Origin of the sequence: Pseudomonas sp. CVAP#3, from assembly GCF_018986375.1 — a bacterium.
Classification (GTDB): domain Bacteria; phylum Pseudomonadota; class Gammaproteobacteria; order Pseudomonadales; family Pseudomonadaceae; genus Aquipseudomonas; species Aquipseudomonas helvetica.
Genome location: NZ_JAHMSC010000026.1, coordinates 49,536 through 69,361, shown reverse-complemented (window position 1 = coordinate 69,361; position 19,826 = coordinate 49,536). Strand labels below are relative to the sequence as shown.

Genomic DNA, 19,826 nt, shown 5'->3' with positions numbered 1-19,826 from the left:
AAAGTGAGTCGCCGTCAGGCGAAACCCTAAGTGGCCGTTACCGCAGGAATGGATATGTACACCTGCAAGAGATAGGCCGGCTGTCAGGCCGCCTTCGCAAGCAAGCTCAGCTCCTACACATTCTTGGGCAAACGCTGATCAATCACTCGATACAGCGCACTGCTCTCAGGCCAGTTACGCATAAACCGCGCCCGATCCCGCGCATACGCCGGAGCGAAACTGCTGAGCGAACCGTGCTGACACATCGAATCCAGGTCGATCAACGACCAGCGATCCTTGTCCCAAAACAGATTATGCCCCTTGAAATCCCCATGACTGATCCGCTCGCGAATCAGCTCGGCAAACAAGTGATCCAACGCCAGCAACTCAGCTTCAGGCGCATCACCACTCTCAACGAACGGCGCGAAGCGTTCGATGATGTCCGGTCCCGACAGGTATTCGGTGATCAGATAGGCCCGACTGCGCAGCCAGAAAAAACGCTTTTCCAACACCGCCAGAGGTTTCGGAGTGGCAATACCCAGGAACGCCAGACGATTGCCCTCGCGCCATGAGTGCCAGGCGCGGCTCGGGCGCCAGAAGCGTTTGAGCCAATGGGCAAAGCCCTTGATGTTGTAGCGCTTGACCAGCAGCGTACGCCCCGCCACCTCGACCTTGCCAACACTCGCCGCACCACCGGTCTTGTACAGATGCCCCTGATCGAGCAACGCGTCGGCCTGCGCCAATACCGGTAGCATGGCCGCTTCTTCTTCGCGACGAATCGCGCGCAATCCGAACGCCCCGCGCTGCACGCTGAACAGCGTGCATTCACGGCCGACCTTGATCAGAAAGTCTTTCAAGCGCCAGCTGCGAACCTTATTGACCTGTTTCTGCAAAGCCTCCAGCGGCAACGCGTGCTCGCCATTGCTCAGCAGGTAATACACCAGCAACTCTTCGGTGGACGGCTCAAGCGACTTGGGTAATTGGGCGAAAAACACCCCGAGGTTTTCCAGGACTTTCTGTCGGGACAACGGCTGACCAGCCTGTTCGACACGAATACCCGCACCATCGATCAAGAACAGCTGGCCGTCGTGGCGCAGCAGGTTGTCCAGGTGCAGGTCTTCCTGCCACAGGCCCTTACTGTGCAATTGACCGATGGCGGCCAGCGCCTCGGCCAACACTGCCGTTTGCTCGTCCGCCAGCGCCGGCAGTGCTTCGACCTGCTTCCAGGCGTCGCCGAGACTTTCTGCACCTTCGAGGAAATCGAACAGCAGCCAGCCACCCTCGCCGTCTTTCAAGCCATCGGCCAGCAACAACGGCGTGATCAACCCTTGAGCAGCGAGCAGGCGTACACCGTCCAGCTCACGCTGAAAATGCCTGGCAGCCTTGCTACCCACCAGCAGTTTGGCCAGCACCGGACGTCCGCGCCAAACAGCGGCGCCCACATAACGCTGGCCCGGCAGAACCCGCAGCAAGCTGAGCAGTTGCAACTGGGCCGGCCCTGCGGCATCCGCCAGCTCGATGCTCAATGGCAAGCCAGGCGTGCGACCAAGGTTTTTCAGTTCAGACAAACGCATCAAAGCGCATCTCCATAGCGCTGTTTGCGTTCATAAAGCTTGTTGGCCTTGCCCTCGAGCCACGCCAGCAACGATGCCTCTTCGCGCAGAATCTGGCGCAAGGGCTGCTGGAAGTAACCTTTAAGGAAACGCAACTTGTCGCGACGCGTCAGACCGATATCCAGTGCCGAGAAATACAACGCCGCCAGATCCTTGTTACGCCAGCGCCGGGTGATCGCCCGGCGGGTCTGGGCACGGTGCAAGTCGATTACCGAAAGCTTGAAGTCGTCGGCCGTCACCGGTTTGTCGGTGTGCAGCAGAAAGTGGCAGATGTAGCAGTCGCGGTGGTTGACCCCGGCGCGGTGCATCATGCCGGTCATGCGCGCTACTTCGGCGATCAGCGCGCGCTTGAGTTTTGGCTCCGGCGGCTGCTTGACCCAATCAATGCTGAAGTCTTCCAGGCTGACAGTCGGCGCCAGTTCTTCGGTGACGATAAACGAGTGCTGGTCCGCCGGGTTGCTGCCGCGCTCGCCGTAAGCAACGGCGGTCATGGTCGGCACACCGACTTCCTGCAAACGCTGGATAGCCCGCCACTCCTGGCCAGCACCGAGTACCGGCAGTTTCGCTGTGAGCAGATTCTTGCAGATCTCGCCCCAGCCAATGCCGCGGTGAATTTTCACAAAGAAGCCGTTCCCGGCCACTTCGGTGCGCAGGGTCCGACGAGCTTCGAGCTCACGGTACACCTCGCCCTTCAGGCCTTCGACTTCGGTGAACGCATCGCGCCCGGCCCAAAGGCTCTTGAACGGCTCGGCAAGAATCAACTTCATCAGTGCTGCTCCGCCAGAATCACATCCGCCGCGTGCTGCGGCATGCTGTAGAGATCGGCCGTGTCGGCGCAGGCCAGGCCATTACGGCTCCAGGCCGCACGTGCTGCGTCGTCGCTCAACATGGTCGTCAGGTACTGCGTGAGTTGCGCCTGTTCGAACGGTTCGTCGAGCACCAGGCCGCTATCGGCTTCGGCGATGTAGTGCGCGTAACCGCACACCGCACTGACCAGCACCGGCAAGCCCGCTACCAGCGCTTCAAGCAGTACCGTCCCGGTATTTTCGTTGTACGCCGGGTGGATCAACAGGTCGGCACCGAGCAGGAAACGCGGGATATCGCTGCGGCCCTTGAGGAACTGCACGTTATCGCCAAGCCCCAACGTGGCACTCTGTAGCTGGAATACTTTGGGGTCGTCCTGGCCAATTACAAACAGCCGGGTACGTTTACGCAGCTCCGCTGGCAACGCGGCCAGCGCCTTGAGGCTGCGATCGACACCTTTGGTCTTGAACCCGGACCCGATCTGCACCAGCAGCAAGTCATCGTCAGCCAGGGAAAATTCGCGACGGAACTCAGCGCGAATTTCGGCCGCATTGGCCGGCGCACGACGGTCCAGGGCAATCCCCGGTGGCAACAGGTGGAAGCGCTCAAGCGGCGTGTCGTAATGCTTTATGAACAGCGGCTGCTGGACTTCGGAAATCATCAACACTTCAGTTTTCGCATCTTTGGCGAACACCGCGCGCTCGTACTCGGCGAAGTGCCGGTAGCGACCCCAGCGCCGGTAGAGAGCATTGCGCAGGGTCTGCGCCTTGTCCTCGAAACAACCATCCGCAGCGTAGTAGACGTCGAGCCCCGGCATTTTGTTAAAGCCGATCAGCCGGTCCACCGGACGCTTAGCCAGATCGGCTTCCATCCAGGCACTCAGTTTTTCGTTGCGGCGATGGTTGAAGATCGCCTTGACCGGCGCTACCAGCACTTCGAAACCCGGCGGCACATCGCCTTCCCAGATCAGCGTGTAGACGCGGATCTGATGCCCGCGCTGCTGACATTCCAGGGCGATGCGCATGAAATCGCGCTGCAATCCGCCAAACGGGAAATATTTGTAAAGGACAAAAGCCAATTGCATCAGCGCAGCTCCTCAGCCAGCAGCGGCGGCTGCAAAAGCGTGCTTAAACGGCTCGCGACACGCTCGGGGTTCAGGCGAGTGAAGCACAATGGCCACTCGCGCTTGAGATCAAATCGACGCTGATCTTCAGCGGTCGGTTGGTAAGAACATTTCTTTTGCATGCATGGCGCACACGGGAAGTCGCTCGCCAGGTGCACCTGGCTTTTGCCATAGGCACCGGTCAGGCCCGGATTGGTCGGGCCGAACAACGATATCGTCGGCACGTCCAGCGCAGCGGCCAGATGACCGAGACCGGTGTCTACCGCCACGCAGGCTTGCGCACCGGCCAGCACTTTGGCGACGCCGGCCAGGTTCAATTTGGGCAGCACTTCGGCATTGCGCAGCCCCTTGGCGATGCGCTCGGCCCGGGCCTTTTCGACCGGGTTGCCCCATGGGAGTTTCACCGCCATGCCGAGGTGGCCCATGCGTTCGGCCAACTCACGCCAATAAGCTTCCGGCCAGTGCTTGGTGTCCCACGTAGTGCCGTGCAGAAACAGCACGTAAGGATTCTTGCGCGGCAGCTCAACCAACCGCTCGACGTTCAGGCCATAGTCGCCCAACCCTTGCGGCAGGTCGTAACCCAGCGCCACCGCGAACAACTGACGCAGTCGTTCCACGGCGTGTTGCCCACGGGCTACCGCCAGACGTCGGGAATAAAACCGCGCGGCGATGGGCTCACGGGCCGAATTCTTGTCCAGCCCGGCTATCGGCGCGCGGACGTAGCGGGTCAGCCAGGCGCTTTTGAGCAGGCCCTGGGCATCGATCACCAGATCGTATTTGGTGGCACGAACGCTTTGCTTGAAGCGTTTCCACTCGCCGCTTTTGATGGTTTGCCAGAGGTTCTTGCGCCAGCGACGGATCGCCACCGGAATCACCTTGCCGACAGCCGGGTGCCAGCTCGGGATCTCGGCGAAGCCTTCTTCCACCACCCAGTCGAACTTGATGCCCGGGATCGCCCGTGCTGCGTCGGTCAACGCCGGCAACGCATGAATCACATCGCCCAGCGAGGAAGTCTTGATCAACAGTACCCGCAACTTAACGGACCTCGACCGGAGCGCCTTGCAGGCGTTCTAACGCTTCGTTCACCGGTTGCGGCGTGAGCTGACGCAAGCAGTTGTAATGACCGAAACGGCAGGTGCGATCGAAACACGGGCTGCATTCGATACCCAGACGAACGATCTCGACCTTCTCGGCCAGCGGCGGCGTGAAGCCCGGCGACGTCGAGCCGTAGACCGCTACCAACGGGCGGTTCAGCGCTGCCGCGACGTGCATCAGGCCAGAGTCGTTGGACACCACTGAATCGGCGCACGACAGCAAGTCGATGGCCTCGGCCAGCGAAGTACCGCCGCTGAGGTTCACCGACTCTTCACGCAGGCCCGGAATCAGTCGCGAGCGAATGTCTTCGCCGACCGCGTGATCGTTCTTCGAACCGAACAGCCAGACTTGCCAGCCCTCGCGGATTTTCGCTTCGGCGACCTTGGCGTAGTGCTCGGAGGGCCAACGCTTGGACTCGCCGAACTCGGCACCCGGGCACAGCGCCAGCACCGGACGATCAAGGGCCAGATCGAACTTGGCCAGCGCAGCGTCGCGGCTGCTCGGGTCGATTTGCAGGCTGGGGCGCGGATACGGCTTGGGCAACTCGGCGCCCGGCTCATAGGCGAGCGCCATGAAGCGCTCGATCATCAGCGGGTAACGCTCTTTATCGAGGGTGCGCACGTCATTGAGCAGGCCGTAACGGAACTCGCCACGCCAACCGGTGCGTTTCGGGATGCCGGCAAAGAACGGCACCAGTGCCGATTTCAGCGAGTTGGGCAGCAGAATCGCCTGATCGTACTGGCCGGCCAGGGACTTGCCGATCCGCCGCCGCGTTGCCAGCTCCAGCACGCCGTGGCCGAGCGGAAAGCTCAAGGCCTGGCGGACTTCGGGCATACGCTCAAGGATCGGCCGACTCCACTCGGGGGCCAGCACGTCGATTTCGCACTGAGGATGACGCTGTTTCAGACACTGAAAGAGTGTCTGCGCCATCACCATGTCACCGACCCAACTGGGCCCAACGATCAGAATTTTCATAGTTATCCACAAACGAGCGGGGAGGCATGACCAGTCTTCCTGGCGGCCTCCCCGTCTTATTTATCCAGGCTTGATGTGAGCAGTGTACGCCACTCGGTCATCCTGCATTTTCTGCTCCTTGCCTGATCTCGTCCTTTTAGCTCAAGCCAAGCCCGGCCCAAATCCGTAATACCTCTCGACGCTCGGCCACAAACTGGTCCCCCGCAATCACCCCGGCCTCATTCTGCAGGGCCTGGCGATGAGCCGCCGCGCGGTAGGTTTTATAGGCCTCACGCAGCAGGCTGGCGTCTTCGGCGGGCACCAACCCGACCTCCTCCAGACCTTCCAGGATGCGGATGTTATCCGTATAGCGGAGCAGCGAAGGGTGCGTGTCAGACCATGCCAAGGCGGCGTATTGCACCATAAATTCAATATCGACGATACCACCGGCGTCCTGCTTGAGGTCGAACGGCGCAGTGGCTTCGAAGGCGTTTGGCGCGGTCCCGGCAGCAGTGCCCTTGCTCCCCAGGTTGTCGCGCATCTTGGCGCGCATCTCACTGACTTCCTGGCGCAGCTTGGGTAAGTCGCGTGCCCGGCCCAGAACCTTCGCCCGGACTTTCTCGAAGGCCTGGCCGACATCCTGACTGCCGACCAGCACCCGCGCCCGCACCAGTGCCTGATGCTCCCAGGTCCAGGCTTCGTTTTCCTGATACCGCTCGAACGCCCCCAACGAACTGACCAACAGCCCCGACGCGCCGGAAGGGCGCAGGCGCATATCGACTTCGTACAACTGGCCGGAGTTGGTCTGGGTGGTCAGCAAATGGATGATCCGCTGCCCCAGCCGGGTGAAGAACTGCGCGCCGTCGATCGGTTTCGCACCGTCGGTTTCTGCTTGCGGATCACCATCGTGGATGAACACCAGGTCGAGGTCCGAACCGTGCCCCAGCTCCAGACCGCCGACCTTGCCGTAACCGACAATAACGAACCCCGGGTCGCACAAAGTTCCGTCGGAACGCTGCGGCGAGCCGTACTTGGCGACTGTCTGACGCCAGGCCAGGGCCAGCACTTGCTCCAGAATGGCTTCGGCGAGCCAGGTCAGGTAGTCGCTGACTTTCATCAGTGGCAGGCTGCCGGCGATTTCCGAGGCCGCCACCCGCAGGCGGTGCGCCAGCTTGAAGTGCCGCAAGGCTTCCATCTGTTGTTCGAGATCATCCTCGGGAATCCGCGTCAGCCGCTCGCGCAATTCGGCGGCCAGCTCCGGTGCCAACGGTGGCTTGAACAGCCGCCCTTCGTTGAGCAATTCGTCGAGCAGCAGCGGGAAGCGAGTGATCTGCTCGGCAATCCATGGACTGGCCGCGCACAAGGTCAACAGGCGTCGCAGTGCGCCGGGATTTTCGGTGAGCAACACCAAATAAGCCGAGCGCCGCGCGACCGCTTCAACCAGCGGTAACACGCGTTCCAGCACCAGGTCCGGGCTGGCGTGTTCCACCGCTTGCGCCAGCAAACGCGGAATAAAGGCATCGAGCCGTTCGCGCCCCAGACGTTGCATCGCCCGCAATTGCGGACTGCTGCGCAGGCTGGCAAGCGTTTTCAGGGCTTTGGGCGCGTCGACAAAACCACCCTCTTCCAACTGACGGCAAGCGGCCTCTTCATCCTGGGCTTCCTCCCAGAGCGGCAACCATTCACCGCCGACCACCACTTCGCTCTCCTCGCCGTCCTCTTCATCCGGGTCAGCGATCACTTGACGGAAGTGCCAGTCGACCCGGCCGCGCCAGTACATCAGTTGTTCATGGAACGCTGTCCAGTTGGCAAAACCCAACATAAAGGCAATGCGCGCCTGATCCCGCTCATCATGCGGGAGCATTTGCGTCTGCCGGTCGGCAATCGCCTGGATCGCGTGCTCGGTGTAGCGCAGGAATTCGTAACCTTCGCGCAGCTCGCTGATCACCGCCGGCGGCAGGTAACCTTGCCCTTCCAGCGTGCTGAGTACTTTTAATAGAGGACGCTGCTGCAAACTCAGGTCACGACCGCCGTGAATCAGCTGGAAGGCCTGGGCGATAAATTCAACTTCGCGGATACCGCCGGAGCCGAGCTTGATGTTGTCGGCCATGCCTTTGCGCCGGACTTCCTGCTGAATCAGCTGCTTCATGGTGCGCAGCGCTTCGATGGCCGAGAAATCCAGATATCGCCGGTAAACGAACGGCCGCAGCATGTCGAGCAGTTGCGCGCCCGCTGCCTGATCACCGGCCACCACCCGCGCCTTGATCATTGCGTAACGCTCCCAGTCACGCCCCTGGTCCTGGTAGTACTGCTCCAGTGCGTTGAAGCTGAGCACCAGCGCACCGGATGAACCGTACGGCCGCAAGCGCATATCGACACGGAAGACAAAACCGTCGACGGTCATCGGGTCCAGCGCCTTGATCAACCGCTGGCCCAGACGAATGAAAAACTCCTGGTTATCCAATGGACGCTTTACGCCGACCGTCTCGCCGCCTTCGGGGTAGGCGAAAATCAAATCGATGTCCGACGACAGGTTGAGCTCCACTGCGCCAAGCTTGCCCATTCCGAGAATGACCATTTGCTGCGGCTCGCCACTGCGCCGCCCAGTGGGCGTACCGAACTGTTGGCAATGGCGCTGATACAACCATTGATAAGCCTGATCGATGCTCGCATCGGCCATGTCCGAGAGGTCACGGCAGGTCTGGATCAGATCGGCCTGGCGGGTCAGGTCGCGCCAGATGATTCGTACTTGCTGACGGTTGCGCTGACGGCGCAATACGCGGCCCAACTCATCGTCGGTGGTAGCCGTCTGCACAGCAGCGGCGATCTGTGCGCACAATTCACCGGCGGTGAAACTTCGGTCGAGTTCGCCGGACTGCACAAGCTCAAGCAACATCAAAGGGTCACGCAGGCTCTGTTCAATGACGAAATCGCTGGCCGCTGTCACTCGGGCAAACGCTGCCCAGCGCTCTGGCGACCAGGTCGGCAGGCCATGATCATCGTCAAACAGGGCAACAGCGGCACGGAACGACTGCTCGGCGCGGCTGGCAAGCGGAAGAAGAATGGCCGGCAGTTCGGCAAGCGAAGGAAGGCTCATGGTCTATCCTTGATCGGCGTAGAAAGGGCCGTCTGTAGTGAATGAGTGAAATACACTACGCAAAGGACTGTCGAACAAAAGTTAGAAATAGCTGAAATTTCGGTTTTTTTGGCAGCGAGCATCAAACTTCCACCTATCTCGGTTAGCTAAAGACCAACAGTAACGATTATTCTCACAACGCAGCAGGAGGCCACACGCCCGTCTTCTGTAGTTTTACTACTCGTATATACATCCGAAAGGCTGAAATGGCCGACGATTTGTAGTAAAACTACACGCCGCCGAATCAACCTCCGGCATTCCAAGAATTTATAACGTCTGCCCACAAGGCCAGTCGCTAACTCAGGCAACCGATTCTGGAAGCCTTTCCGCCCTGGAGCAAGCCATGCAAGACCTCGATCCCGTCGAAACCCAGGAATGGCTGGACGCCCTGGAATCGGTTCTCGACAAAGAAGGCGAAGACCGTGCTCACTATCTGATGACCCGTATGGGCGAACTCGCAACCCGTAGCGGTTCGCAATTGCCTTACGCCATCACCACGCCATACCGCAACACCATTCCCGTTACCCACGAAGCACGCATGCCTGGCGACCTGTTCATGGAACGCCGCATTCGCTCGCTGGTACGCTGGAACGCGATGGCCATGGTGATGCGTACGAACCTGAAAGATTCTGACCTGGGCGGTCACATCTCCAGCTTCGCCTCCAGCGCAACCCTGTACGACATTGGCTTCAACTATTTCTTCCAGGCCCCGACCGACGAACACGGCGGCGACCTGATCTACTTCCAGGGCCACACCTCGCCAGGCGTTTACGCCCGTGCATTCATGGAAGGCCGCATCACCGAAGACCAGATGAACAACTTCCGCCAGGAAGTCGATGGCAACGGTCTGTCGTCCTACCCGCACCCTTGGCTGATGCCTGATTTCTGGCAGTTCCCGACAGTATCGATGGGGCTGGGCCCGATCCAGGCGATCTACCAGGCACGCTTCATGAAGTACCTGGAAGCCCGCGGCTTCATCCCTGAAGGCAAGCAAAAAGTCTGGTGCTTCCTGGGCGACGGCGAGTGCGACGAGCCGGAATCCCTGGGTGCAATCTCGCTGGCTGGCCGCGAGAAGCTCGACAACCTGATCTTCGTCATCAACTGCAACTTGCAGCGCCTCGACGGCCCGGTTCGCGGCAACGGCAAGATCATCCAGGAACTCGAAGGTGTGTTCCGCGGTGCTCAGTGGAACGTGACCAAAGTCATCTGGGGCCGTTTCTGGGACCCACTGTTGGCCAAAGACGTCGACGGTATCCTGCAACGCCGGATGGACGAAGTCATCGACGGCGAGTACCAGAACTACAAAGCCAAAGACGGCGCATTCGTGCGTGAACACTTCTTCAACTCGCCAGAACTCAAGGCGATGGTTGCCGATCTGTCCGACGACGAGATCTGGAAGCTCAACCGTGGCGGCCACGACCCGTACAAGGTCTACGCGGCGTACCACGAAGCGGTCAACCACAAAGAACAACCGACCGTCATCCTGGCCAAGACCATCAAAGGTTATGGCACCGGTGCCGGCGAAGCGAAAAACACCGCGCACAACACCAAGAAAGTCGATGTCGACAGCCTGAAGTTGTTCCGTGACCGCTTCGACATTCCGGTCAAAGACGAAGAACTGGAAAACCTGCCATTCTTCAAACCGGAGCCAAACAGCGCCGAAGCCCGCTACCTGAGCGAGCGCCGCACTGCACTGGGCGGTTTCGTGCCACAGCGCCGCGCGCAGAGCTTCAGCGTGCCGACGCCATCGCTCGATACCCTCAAGGCGATCCTCGACGGCTCGGGCGACCGTGAAATTTCCACCACCATGGCCTTCGTGCGGATCCTCGCGCAGCTGGTCAAGGACAAGGACATCGGCCCGCGCATCGTCCCAATTATCCCGGACGAAGCCCGTACCTTCGGTATGGAAGGCATGTTCCGTCAGTTGGGCATCTACTCGTCCGTCGGCCAGCTCTACGAGCCAGTCGATAAAGACCAGGTGATGTTCTACAAGGAAGACAAGAAGGGCCAGATCCTCGAAGAAGGCATCAACGAAGCAGGCGCCATGAGTTCCTTCATCGCCGCCGGTACTTCGTACTCCAGCCACAACCAGCCGATGCTGCCGTTCTACATCTTCTACTCGATGTTCGGCTTCCAGCGTATCGGCGACCTGGCCTGGGCCGCTGGCGACAGCCGTACCCGTGGTTTCCTGATCGGCGGCACCGCCGGCCGGACTACCCTGAACGGCGAAGGCCTGCAACACGAAGACGGTCACAGCCACATTCTGGCCGCTACCATCCCGAACTGCCGCACCTTTGATCCAACCTACGGCTACGAGCTGGCGGTGATCATCCAGGACGGCATGAAGAAGATGACCGAAGAGCAGCAGGACGTTTTCTACTACATCACCGTGATGAACGAGTCCTACCAGCAGCCAGCCATGCCGGCCGGCGTGGAAGAAGGCATCATCAAGGGCATGTACCTGCTCGAAGAAGATACCCGCGAAGCGGCGCACCACGTTCAGCTGATGGGCTCCGGCACCATCCTGCGTGAAGTCCGTGAAGCGGCGAAGATTCTGCGTGAAGAGTTCAACGTCGGCGCTGACGTGTGGAGCGTTACCAGCTTCAACGAACTGCGTCGTGATGGCCTGGCCGTAGAGCGCACCAATCGTCTGCACCCTGGCCAGAAGCCTAAGCTGAGCTACGTCGAAGAGTGCCTGAACGGCCGTCAAGGTCCGGTCATCGCCTCTACCGACTACATGAAGCTGTTCGCCGAGCAGATCCGTCAGTGGGTTCCGTCCAAGGAATTCAAAGTGCTGGGCACCGACGGTTTCGGCCGCAGCGACAGCCGCAAGAAACTGCGTCATTTCTTCGAAGTCGACCGTCATTTCGTGGTGTTGGCAGCCCTTGAAGCGCTGGCTGACCGTGGTGACATCGAACCTAAGGTGGTGGCTGAAGCCATCGTCAAGTTCGGTATCAACCCGGAAAAACGCAACCCACTGGACTGCTGAGGAGAGACTCTGTGAGCGAACTCATTCGCGTACCTGACATCGGCAGCGGTGAAGGTGAAGTAATTGAATTGCTGGTCAAGGTCGGTGATCGCATCGAAGCTGACCAGAGCCTGCTGACACTTGAGTCGGACAAGGCGAGCATGGAGATTCCGGCCCCCAAGGCCGGCGTCATCAAGAGCCTGAAAGTGAAGCTGGGCGATCGCCTGAAAGAAGGCGACGAGCTGATGGAACTGGAAGTCGAGGGTGCCGCTGCGGCACCTCAGGCGACCGCTGCTCCTGCACCTGCCGCCGCTGCAGCACCTGCTGCAGCACCTGCTGCTGCACCGGCACCGCAAGCTGCTCCAGCGCCAGCCGCTGCGCCCGCTGCTGCCACCGTTCAGGACATTCACGTCCCGGACATCGGCTCGTCGGGCAAGGCCAAGATCATCGAAGTACTGGTCAAGGTTGGCGACACCGTTGAGGCTGATCAATCGCTGATCACCCTGGAGTCTGACAAGGCCAGCATGGAAATCCCTTCGCCGGCTGCCGGCGTAGTGGAAAGCATCGCGGTCAAGCTCGAAGACGAAGTCGGCACTGGCGACTTTATCCTCAAGCTGAAAGTGGCAGGCGCTGCGGCACCTGCTGCGCCAGCACCAGCTGCCGCTGCCCCGGCTCAAGCCGCTGCGCCTGCCGCTGCTGCACCTGCTGCGCCTGTTGCAAAAACCGAGGCCGCTCCGGCGCCGGTATCTGCTCCAGCGCCAAGCGGTGCCAAGGTTCACGCAGGTCCTGCGGTGCGCCAACTGGCCCGTGAATTCGGCGTCGAGCTGAACGCGGTGAGCCCAAGTGGCCCACACGGTCGTGTGCTCAAGGAAGACGTGCAGGTTTACGTCAAAGCCATGATGCAGAAGGCCAAAGAAGCTCCAGCTCCAGCCGCAGGCGCAACCGGCGGTGCCGGTATTCCGCCGATTCCGGTCGTGGACTTCAGCCGCTTCGGTGAAATCGAAGAAGTGCCGATGACCCGCCTGATGCAGGCTGGCGCCGCCAACCTGCACCGCAGCTGGCTGAACGTGCCTCACGTGACCCAGTTCGATTCGGCTGATATCACTGAGCTGGAAGCTTTCCGTGTCGCACAGAAAGCCGTGGCCGAGAAGGCTGGCGTCAAGCTGACCGTACTGCCACTGCTGCTCAAGTCCTGCGCGCACCTGCTCAAGGAGCTGCCGGACTTCAACAGCTCGCTGGCGCCAAGCGGCAAAGCGATCATCCGCAAGAAATACGTGAACATCGGCTTCGCCGTCGACACCCCTGAAGGCCTGCTGGTACCGGTCATCAAGAACGTCGACCAGAAGAGCCTGCTGCAGCTTGCGGCTGAGGCAGCTTCCCTGGCTGAAAAAGCCCGGACCAAGAAGCTCTCGGCTGACGAGATGCAAGGTGCCTGCTTCACGATTTCCAGCCTCGGGCACATTGGCGGCACCGGCTTCACGCCGATCGTCAACGCGCCAGAAGTGGCGATCCTCGGTGTTTCCAAGGCAACCATCCAGCCAGTCTGGGACGGTAAAGCCTTCCAGCCGAAACTGATGCTGCCACTGTCGCTGTCCTACGATCACCGTGTGATCAACGGCGCTGCTGCTGCACGCTTCACCAAGCGTCTGAGCGACCTGCTGGGCGACATCCGCACCATTCTGCTGTAAGACCGAGCGGCCCTCCTTCACCGGAGGGCCACTCGCGCTCCACGTTTTCCGAGCGCCACGCTCGTACCTCAACCCCGCCAATTTGGCGGGGCTTTTTTTGCCCGGAAAACAGCCGCCACTTAAGCATGCGTCAACGTTCGATCAAGCGTTGTATATATTCCTACCGCCGATAGCAGTCGAGACTACTTTCGTGGCTTATTCAGACCACAGCCAAAGTCCACTTACCTATCAATATTTATCACCCAACGAACAATAGGATAGTGCCAACAAAGCACACTGACTGCTTTCACAACACACTGTAACTTTCACCGCTACATTTCGAACGGATTCGAAAATGTTTAAACCGACTGTCGGCCCGATTATTGGCCATACCACAACTAACCATGTGCGCATTTTTTTACGCGGCGATATAGAAAACAATGCCCCGGCCTTTGCGGGGATACGTTATCGCCGCGCCGGTGATACTCACTGGCCCACCGGTCAGTTTGTTGCGTTAACAGCACTTCGCGACCTGTCCGACGTTATTGCGCTCAACAACCTCGACGCCGATACCGCCTATGAGTACCAGGCCGGCTGGTTCAGTACCATGAGCCCGGTACACACCGTGGAAACGGTGCAAGAGCTACTCCTGCAATGGCCGAAAGAGATCTACCACTTTCGCACCGCCTCAAGCAAAACCACTGCAGCACGCGGCTATATCGTTGGCTCATGCCGCTACCTGCGCATGACCGCGGGCGAGCCGTCGGCACCCGCCAAGGGCGACCGGATTTTTGCCGCTATCGGCGCCCTGGCTGAAACAGCATCGCCACCGATCAGCGCCTTGTTGATGACGGGTGACCAGGTTTATCTGGATGACCTGAACATAATCGCCCCCGACCGGGAGTACACGGACATTCTCGGCAAGTATCGAGCCGCTTTTTCCCAGCCACATATAAAGAAGGTAATGGCATCCCTTCCGACTTACATGATCCTCGATGACCACGAAATAGAAGACAACTGGCCCGCCAACGAAAGCGCAGACGACAAACTCCTCTACACCAACGCAATGGCCGCGTATGAGTTATATCAGGCCAGTCATAGCCCTGTTCATGAGTTACTGCCCAATGGGCAACCCAGCCGCGCACTAAAACATTACTGGTATCAGTTTTCCGAAGGGGATATCGAATGGTTCGTGACCGACAGTCGAACCCGACGCACGCTCGCGGCCGATGACCGACGTATCCTCGATGCGGAGCAGGAACAAGCCTTGTTCAAATGGCTGATCAACAGCCCGGCACGGGTCAAATTCGTGGTCACCAGCGTGATGCTCTACCCCGATCGCAAGCACTATGGCGACGACGCCTGGCAAGCCTTTCCCGAGCAGCGCCTGCGTCTGCTGGAAACCATCCGGACCCACAAGATCAAGAACGTCATCGTCGTTTCCGGTGATGTTCATGGTTCGCTCACCAGCCGCCTGAGTCACAGCGAAGACCCGGACTTCGAGGTTCACACCATCGTCTCGTCGCCTCTGTGCAACAGCGCACTGCTGCCCTACGCCAAAGCCTCGACCTTCGTACTCGACCAGCCACTGGTGCGGACTGCCGCGGGCGACTATCACCACCAACTGACCAGTAACGTGGTCAGCCAGGATAACTTTGCGCATCTAGTGGTCGACGCACAGCAGATTCGCGTCGGTTATCACGACCGGGAGGGCAACCCTCTGCAATCGACAAACATTAAATTGCGTTAAGCCTGGAAAAGATCGCAGCCTTCGGCAGCGCCTACAAGGCTGCGATCTTTTCGCTCTACTACATTACTTTCAGCCCCTCGCTGGAGAAAACCCCGCCCTCGCCGATACAGTCTTATAGCACTTAGCCTTCATCCTTACTTGTCAGTCAGTGCAGCATGATGCAACCTTGCCGCAGGCAACAGTAAAGAGGGCGCGAGCCCGGCGCGATCAGCATTTTCGAAGCGAGTTTCTTCCATGAAAAGCCATCCCGATGCCGCCAGCCGTATGGTGGCCGAGGTAGTGACGCAGTTGCCCGTGCCCTCGCGGCTCGGCATGCTGCGTTTCGAACGGCTGAATGAACCAAGCTGGGCGCTGCTGTTCCTTGACCCAAACTGCGAACGCCAGTTCGGTTTGCCCGCTGTCGAGCTGTGCGCTCTGGTCGGCTCACCCTATGCGAGCCTGATGGAGCCCGAAGCGCGCTATCAGTTGCACGATGCGATCCAGCAGCAATTGACCGCAAGCCCGCATTACCTGATCCGCTACACGCTTCACACCGCCCAAGGCTCCCTCAGCCTGCTCGAATTGGGCGAAGCCTATAAACAACACAATCGCCACCTGCTACGCGGCTATCTGCTGGTGGTCGACGGTTTGTTTACCGATGATCCGCTGCTACCGGTGCTGGACCTGGAAACCCAGAACTCGCGCCTGCAGATTGCCCTGGAACTGAACCAGCGCGCCCAGCAGGAACAACTGCTGCACCTGGATCGCGTTCGCGCCCAGCAAGACCTGATCCTGCTGCTCGCCCGCCAGCGCTACAGCACCGGCAACTCCTTGCAAGAAGCCGCCGAACTGATCACCCGCAGCGCCTGCGACATCTACGAAATCGACTGCGCGAGCCTGTGGAACCTCGAAGGCCAGATGCTGGTGCCGATTTCCGCCTACCACCGTGCCTCTCAAAAGTACTGGTTACCGGACGTGATTGACGCCAGCAACTTCCCCGATTATCTGGAAGCCCTGCATACCAGTCGTGCAATCGACGCCCACAATGCCATGCGTGACCCGCGTACCCGGGGCATGGCCGAGAGCCTGCGCCCGCGTGACATCAATGCCATGCTCGACGCCAGCATCCGTGTCGATGGTCAGGTAGTCGGCGTGCTGTGCCTGGAGCAAACCGGCATGACCCGCGCCTGGCAGTCGGACGAAATCGCCTTCGCCGGCGAGCTGGCCGACCAATTCGCCCAGGTCATCAACAACCACAACCGCCGCACTGCCACCAGCGCCCTGCACCTGTTCCAGCGCGCGGTCGAGCAAAGTGCCAACGCCTTTTTGCTGGTCAATTGCGACGGTGTGGTCGAGTACGTCAACCCGAGCTTCACCGCGATCACCCAGTACAGCACCGAAGAAGTCCACGGCCATCGGCTGTCGGAACTGCCGGCGCTGGAGAACCTCAGCGAATTGCTGTTCGACGCGCCCTCAAGCCTGGCCAAGAGCAACAGCTGGCAGGGCGAGTTCAAGAGCCGACGGAAAAACCTCGAACCCTACTGGGGCCAGTTGTCGATCTCCAAGGTCTACGGCGACAACCGTGAACTGACCCACTACATCGGCATCTACGAAGACATCACCCAGACCAAGCTCGCCCAGCAACGTATCGAGCGCCTGGCCTACACCGACAACCTGACCAACCTGGGCAACCGTCCGGCGTTCATCCGCAACCTCGACGAGCGTTTCGCCCGCGACAGCGACAGCCCGATCTGCCTGCTGCTGGTGGACATCGACAACTTCAAGCGGATCAATGACAGCCTCGGCCACCAGACCGGCGACAAACTGTTGATCAGCCTGGCCCGGCGACTGCGCAACAGCCTGAGCCCGAGCGGCAGCCTGGCGCGTTTCGCCAGTAACGAGTTCGCGGTGCTGCTCGACGACACCAGCCTTAAGGCCGGACAACAGATCGCCAGCCAATTGTTGATGACGCTGGATAAACCGATGTTCGTCGACAACCAGTTGATCAGCGTCACGGGTTCCGTGGGGCTGGCTTGCGCACCGCTGCACGGCCGCGATCCGCAAACCCTGATGCGTAACGCAGGGCTCGCGCTGCACAAGGCCAAGGCCAACGGCAAACATCAGGTCCAGGTGTTTACCGAAGCGCTGAACGCCGAGGCCAGCTACAAGCTGTTTGTGGAAAACAACCTGCGCCGCGCCCTGACCCAGAACGAGCTGGACGTGTTCTACCAGCCCAAGCTGTGCCTGCGCTCCGGGCGCTTGCTGGGGATGGAAGCGTTACTGCGCTGGAACCATCCGGAAAAGGGCATGATCCGCCCGGATCAGTTCATCAGCGTCGCCGAAGAAACCGGCCTGATCATTCCCATCGGCAAATGGATTGCCCGCCAGGCGTGTCGCATGAGCAAAGAGCTGACAGCCGCCGGGTTGGGCAATTTGCAGGTAGCGATCAACCTGTCGCCCAAGCAGTTTTCCGATCCGGACCTGGTGTCGTCGATTGCCAACATCCTCAAGGAAGAGCAACTGCCCGCGCGCTTGCTGGAGCTGGAGCTGACCGAAGGCCTGCTGCTGGAAGCCACCGAAGATACGCACTTGCAGCTCGACCAACTCAAGCGTCTGGGCCTGACCCTGGCCATGGACGACTTCGGCACCGGTTACTCATCGCTCAGCTACCTGAAAAAATTCCCGATCGACATCATCAAGATCGATCGCAGCTTCATCCATGAAATCCCGGACAACCAGGACGACATGGAAATCACCTCGGCCGTGATCGCCATGGCCCACAACCTCAAGCTCAAAGTGGTCGCCGAAGGCATCGAAACCGCCGAACAACTGGCGTTCCTCCGTCGCCACCGTTGCGACGTCGGCCAGGGCTACCTGTTCGACCGACCGATCCCGGGCTTTGATCTGATCGAGAAGCTGAAACGCTATCCGCGTGGCCCAATCGCCTGACAGCGCTGTAACACTCGGGCACACTGTGGGTCTTATTGCGTATATCGCTCATCCCAACCTGACTGAGAGGACTGATCATGGTTCTGCGCTCGGAAATCCTGGTGAACAAAAACGTGCTCCCGACTAAAGAACAAGCTCTGCCTGGCCGCGAAACCCCGATAAAAGTACCGGACGAACACTTCGTCAACGGCCATCCGCTGCTGGGTCCGTTTCCGGGCAATGTGGATTTCGCGATCTTCGGCCTGGGTTGCTTCTGGGGCGCCGAGCGGCGCTTCTGGCAGCGCGAAGGTGTGTACAGCACGTCGGTGGGTTACGCCGGTGGCTTCACACCGAACCCGACCTACGAAGAAGTCTGCTCGGGCCTGACCGGCCACAGCGAAGTCGTGCTCGTAGTCTACGAGCCGGAAAAGGTCAGCTACGAACAATTGCTGGCGATGTTCTGGGAACTGCACAACCCGACGCAGGGTATGCGCCAGGGCAACGACATCGGTACTCAGTACCGCTCGGTGATCTACGCCACCAACCCAAGCCAACTGGCAGCGGCCAAGGCCAGCAAGGAAGTGTTCCAGGCTGAACTGACCAAGGCCGGCCTCGGCACCATCACCACTGAAATCGAAGAAGCCCCGACGTTTTACTACGCCGAGGCCTATCACCAGCAATACCTGGCGAAGAACCCTGAAGGGTATTGCGGGATTGGCGGCACAGGCGTGACCTGCCCGATTTGATGGGTGAGCACGGTACCTGTGGCGAGGGAGCTTGCTCCCGCTGGGGCGCGAAGCGGCCCTAAAATCAGTGACAACGTTCTTTCAGATAGAACCTATATACCGATTTTACGACTGCTTCGCAGCCGAGCGGGAGCAAGCTCCCTCGCCACACATTACTCGGCGATCAACCAATCCATCTGCCACCCGCCCTGGGTCTGACCGAGTTTCTTCGACAGCCACGGCAGCAACTCGCGCAACTCTTCCTCTAGCCCCCACGGCGGATTGGCAATTGCCAGCCCGGAACCGTTCAGGCTGTTTGGCGTATCCAGCGGATGCACCAGCAACTCCACGCGCAGCAACTTCGGCGCACCGGTGCCCGCCAGGTCCTGGTAGAAACGACGCAACATGCGCTGGTCCTTCACCGGGTACCAGATCGCCGCCACGGTTTGACGCATCCGGCCAATCGCCTCTTTCAGCGACGCGGCACAACGCTGCATCTCGTCGAGTTTCTCGAACGGCGGATCAATCAGCATCAACCCACGCTTCTCCGGCACCGGCAACAGTGCCCGGGGCACGTGCCAGCCTTCGCCCAAGTGCACTTTGACCCGGCGATCGCCTTTCATGTTGTCCTTGAGCAGCAACCCGTCTTCCGGGTGTTTTTCGTTGAGCAACACCCGGTCCTGTGGGCGGGTCAAACGCCGCGCCAGCTCAGGCGAGCCAGGGTAGTAGCGCAACTCGCCATCCGGGTTCATCTCATGCAAGACGCGCATGTAGTCGGCGGTCAGCGGCGGCAGATCCTGCTCGCCCCACAAGCGTGCGATGCCTTCCAGGTATTCACCGGTACGGCTCGCCTGATCGCCCTGCAAGTCATACAGACCAATGCCGGCGTGGGTGTCGAGATAGGCAAACGGCTGCTCCTTGCGCGACATCAAGGCGATGAGGCGGGTCAAGGTCAGGTGTTTGAACACATCGGCGTGATTGCCGGCGTGGAAGGCGTGACGATAATTCATGGCTGCTCCTGCGAAGGAGGCGAAGTTTACCTTGTACCGCGTCCAGCGTCAGGGGGTCGCAGCTGAGCGGGCGGACAAACCACGATCATTGATGC

General features: G+C 60.0%; 12 protein-coding genes. 5 read left to right on the top strand and 7 right to left on the bottom strand.

Going from position 1 to position 19,826, the window contains the following annotated elements; all coding sequences use genetic code 11:
• Positions 1 to 113 precede the first annotated feature (113 nt).
• The 6 genes from KRR23_RS27455 to glnE form a co-directional block, all read right to left on the bottom strand.
• The gene (locus KRR23_RS27455; protein ID WP_216744984.1) at positions 114 to 1,553 is read right to left on the bottom strand and encodes a lipopolysaccharide kinase InaA family protein; all 1,440 of its coding nucleotides are present in this window, start codon (positions 1,551 to 1,553) and stop codon (positions 114 to 116) included.
• A complete protein-coding gene (rfaP, locus tag KRR23_RS27450; RefSeq protein ID WP_103316346.1) occupies positions 1,553 to 2,359 on the bottom strand; it encodes a lipopolysaccharide core heptose(I) kinase RfaP in 807 nt (268 codons plus the stop codon). Before rfaP ends, KRR23_RS27455 begins: the two co-directional genes overlap by 1 nt.
• Positions 2,359 to 3,480 carry a glycosyltransferase family 4 protein gene (locus KRR23_RS27445; RefSeq protein WP_216744983.1) on the bottom strand — a complete coding sequence of 374 codons (1,122 nt, stop codon included), beginning with the start codon at positions 3,478 to 3,480 and terminating at the stop codon, positions 2,359 to 2,361. The genes rfaP and KRR23_RS27445 overlap by 1 nt, the downstream gene beginning before the upstream one ends.
• On the bottom strand, positions 3,480 to 4,553 hold the full coding sequence (gene waaC, locus KRR23_RS27440; protein WP_216744982.1) for a lipopolysaccharide heptosyltransferase I: 1,074 nt from the start codon (positions 4,551 to 4,553) through the stop codon (positions 3,480 to 3,482). The genes KRR23_RS27445 and waaC overlap by 1 nt, the downstream gene beginning before the upstream one ends.
• 1 nt (position 4,554) lies before the next feature.
• The gene (waaF, locus tag KRR23_RS27435; protein ID WP_216744981.1) at positions 4,555 to 5,589 is read right to left on the bottom strand and encodes a lipopolysaccharide heptosyltransferase II; all 1,035 of its coding nucleotides are present in this window, start codon (positions 5,587 to 5,589) and stop codon (positions 4,555 to 4,557) included.
• A 136-nt stretch (positions 5,590 to 5,725) separates the two neighbouring features.
• On the bottom strand, positions 5,726 to 8,665 hold the full coding sequence (gene glnE / locus KRR23_RS27430) for a bifunctional [glutamate--ammonia ligase]-adenylyl-L-tyrosine phosphorylase/[glutamate--ammonia-ligase] adenylyltransferase (protein WP_216744980.1): 2,940 nt from the start codon (positions 8,663 to 8,665) through the stop codon (positions 5,726 to 5,728).
• Between the two features lie 382 nt (positions 8,666 to 9,047).
• On the opposite strand from glnE, the gene aceE reads away from it, so the two are divergent.
• The 5 genes from aceE to msrA all read left to right on the top strand — a co-directional run bounded on the left by aceE (position 9,048) and on the right by msrA (position 18,742).
• Positions 9,048 to 11,693 carry a pyruvate dehydrogenase (acetyl-transferring), homodimeric type gene (gene aceE, locus KRR23_RS27425; RefSeq protein WP_216744979.1) on the top strand — a complete coding sequence of 882 codons (2,646 nt, stop codon included), beginning with the start codon at positions 9,048 to 9,050 and terminating at the stop codon, positions 11,691 to 11,693.
• 11 nt (positions 11,694 to 11,704) lie between these two features.
• Entirely contained in the window at positions 11,705 to 13,360 is a 1,656-nt protein-coding gene (gene aceF / locus KRR23_RS27420) for a dihydrolipoyllysine-residue acetyltransferase (protein WP_216744978.1), read from the top strand.
• A 334-nt stretch (positions 13,361 to 13,694) separates the two neighbouring features.
• A complete protein-coding gene (locus KRR23_RS27415) occupies positions 13,695 to 15,089 on the top strand; it encodes an alkaline phosphatase D family protein (protein ID WP_216744977.1) in 1,395 nt (464 codons plus the stop codon).
• Positions 15,090 to 15,323: 234 nt separating this feature from the next.
• Complete coding sequence (locus KRR23_RS27410; RefSeq protein WP_216744976.1) at positions 15,324 to 18,017, top strand: GGDEF and EAL domain-containing protein; 2,694 nt, start codon at positions 15,324 to 15,326, stop codon at positions 18,015 to 18,017.
• Positions 18,018 to 18,094: 77 nt separating this feature from the next.
• Positions 18,095 to 18,742 carry a peptide-methionine (S)-S-oxide reductase MsrA gene (msrA, locus tag KRR23_RS27405; RefSeq protein ID WP_054595296.1) on the top strand — a complete coding sequence of 216 codons (648 nt, stop codon included), beginning with the start codon at positions 18,095 to 18,097 and terminating at the stop codon, positions 18,740 to 18,742.
• Positions 18,743 to 18,894: 152 nt separating this feature from the next.
• On the opposite strand, the gene KRR23_RS27400 is transcribed toward msrA, so the two are convergent.
• Positions 18,895 to 19,731 carry a 23S rRNA (adenine(2030)-N(6))-methyltransferase RlmJ gene (locus KRR23_RS27400; protein WP_054595295.1) on the bottom strand — a complete coding sequence of 279 codons (837 nt, stop codon included), beginning with the start codon at positions 19,729 to 19,731 and terminating at the stop codon, positions 18,895 to 18,897.
• Positions 19,732 to 19,826: the final 95 nt, after the last annotated feature.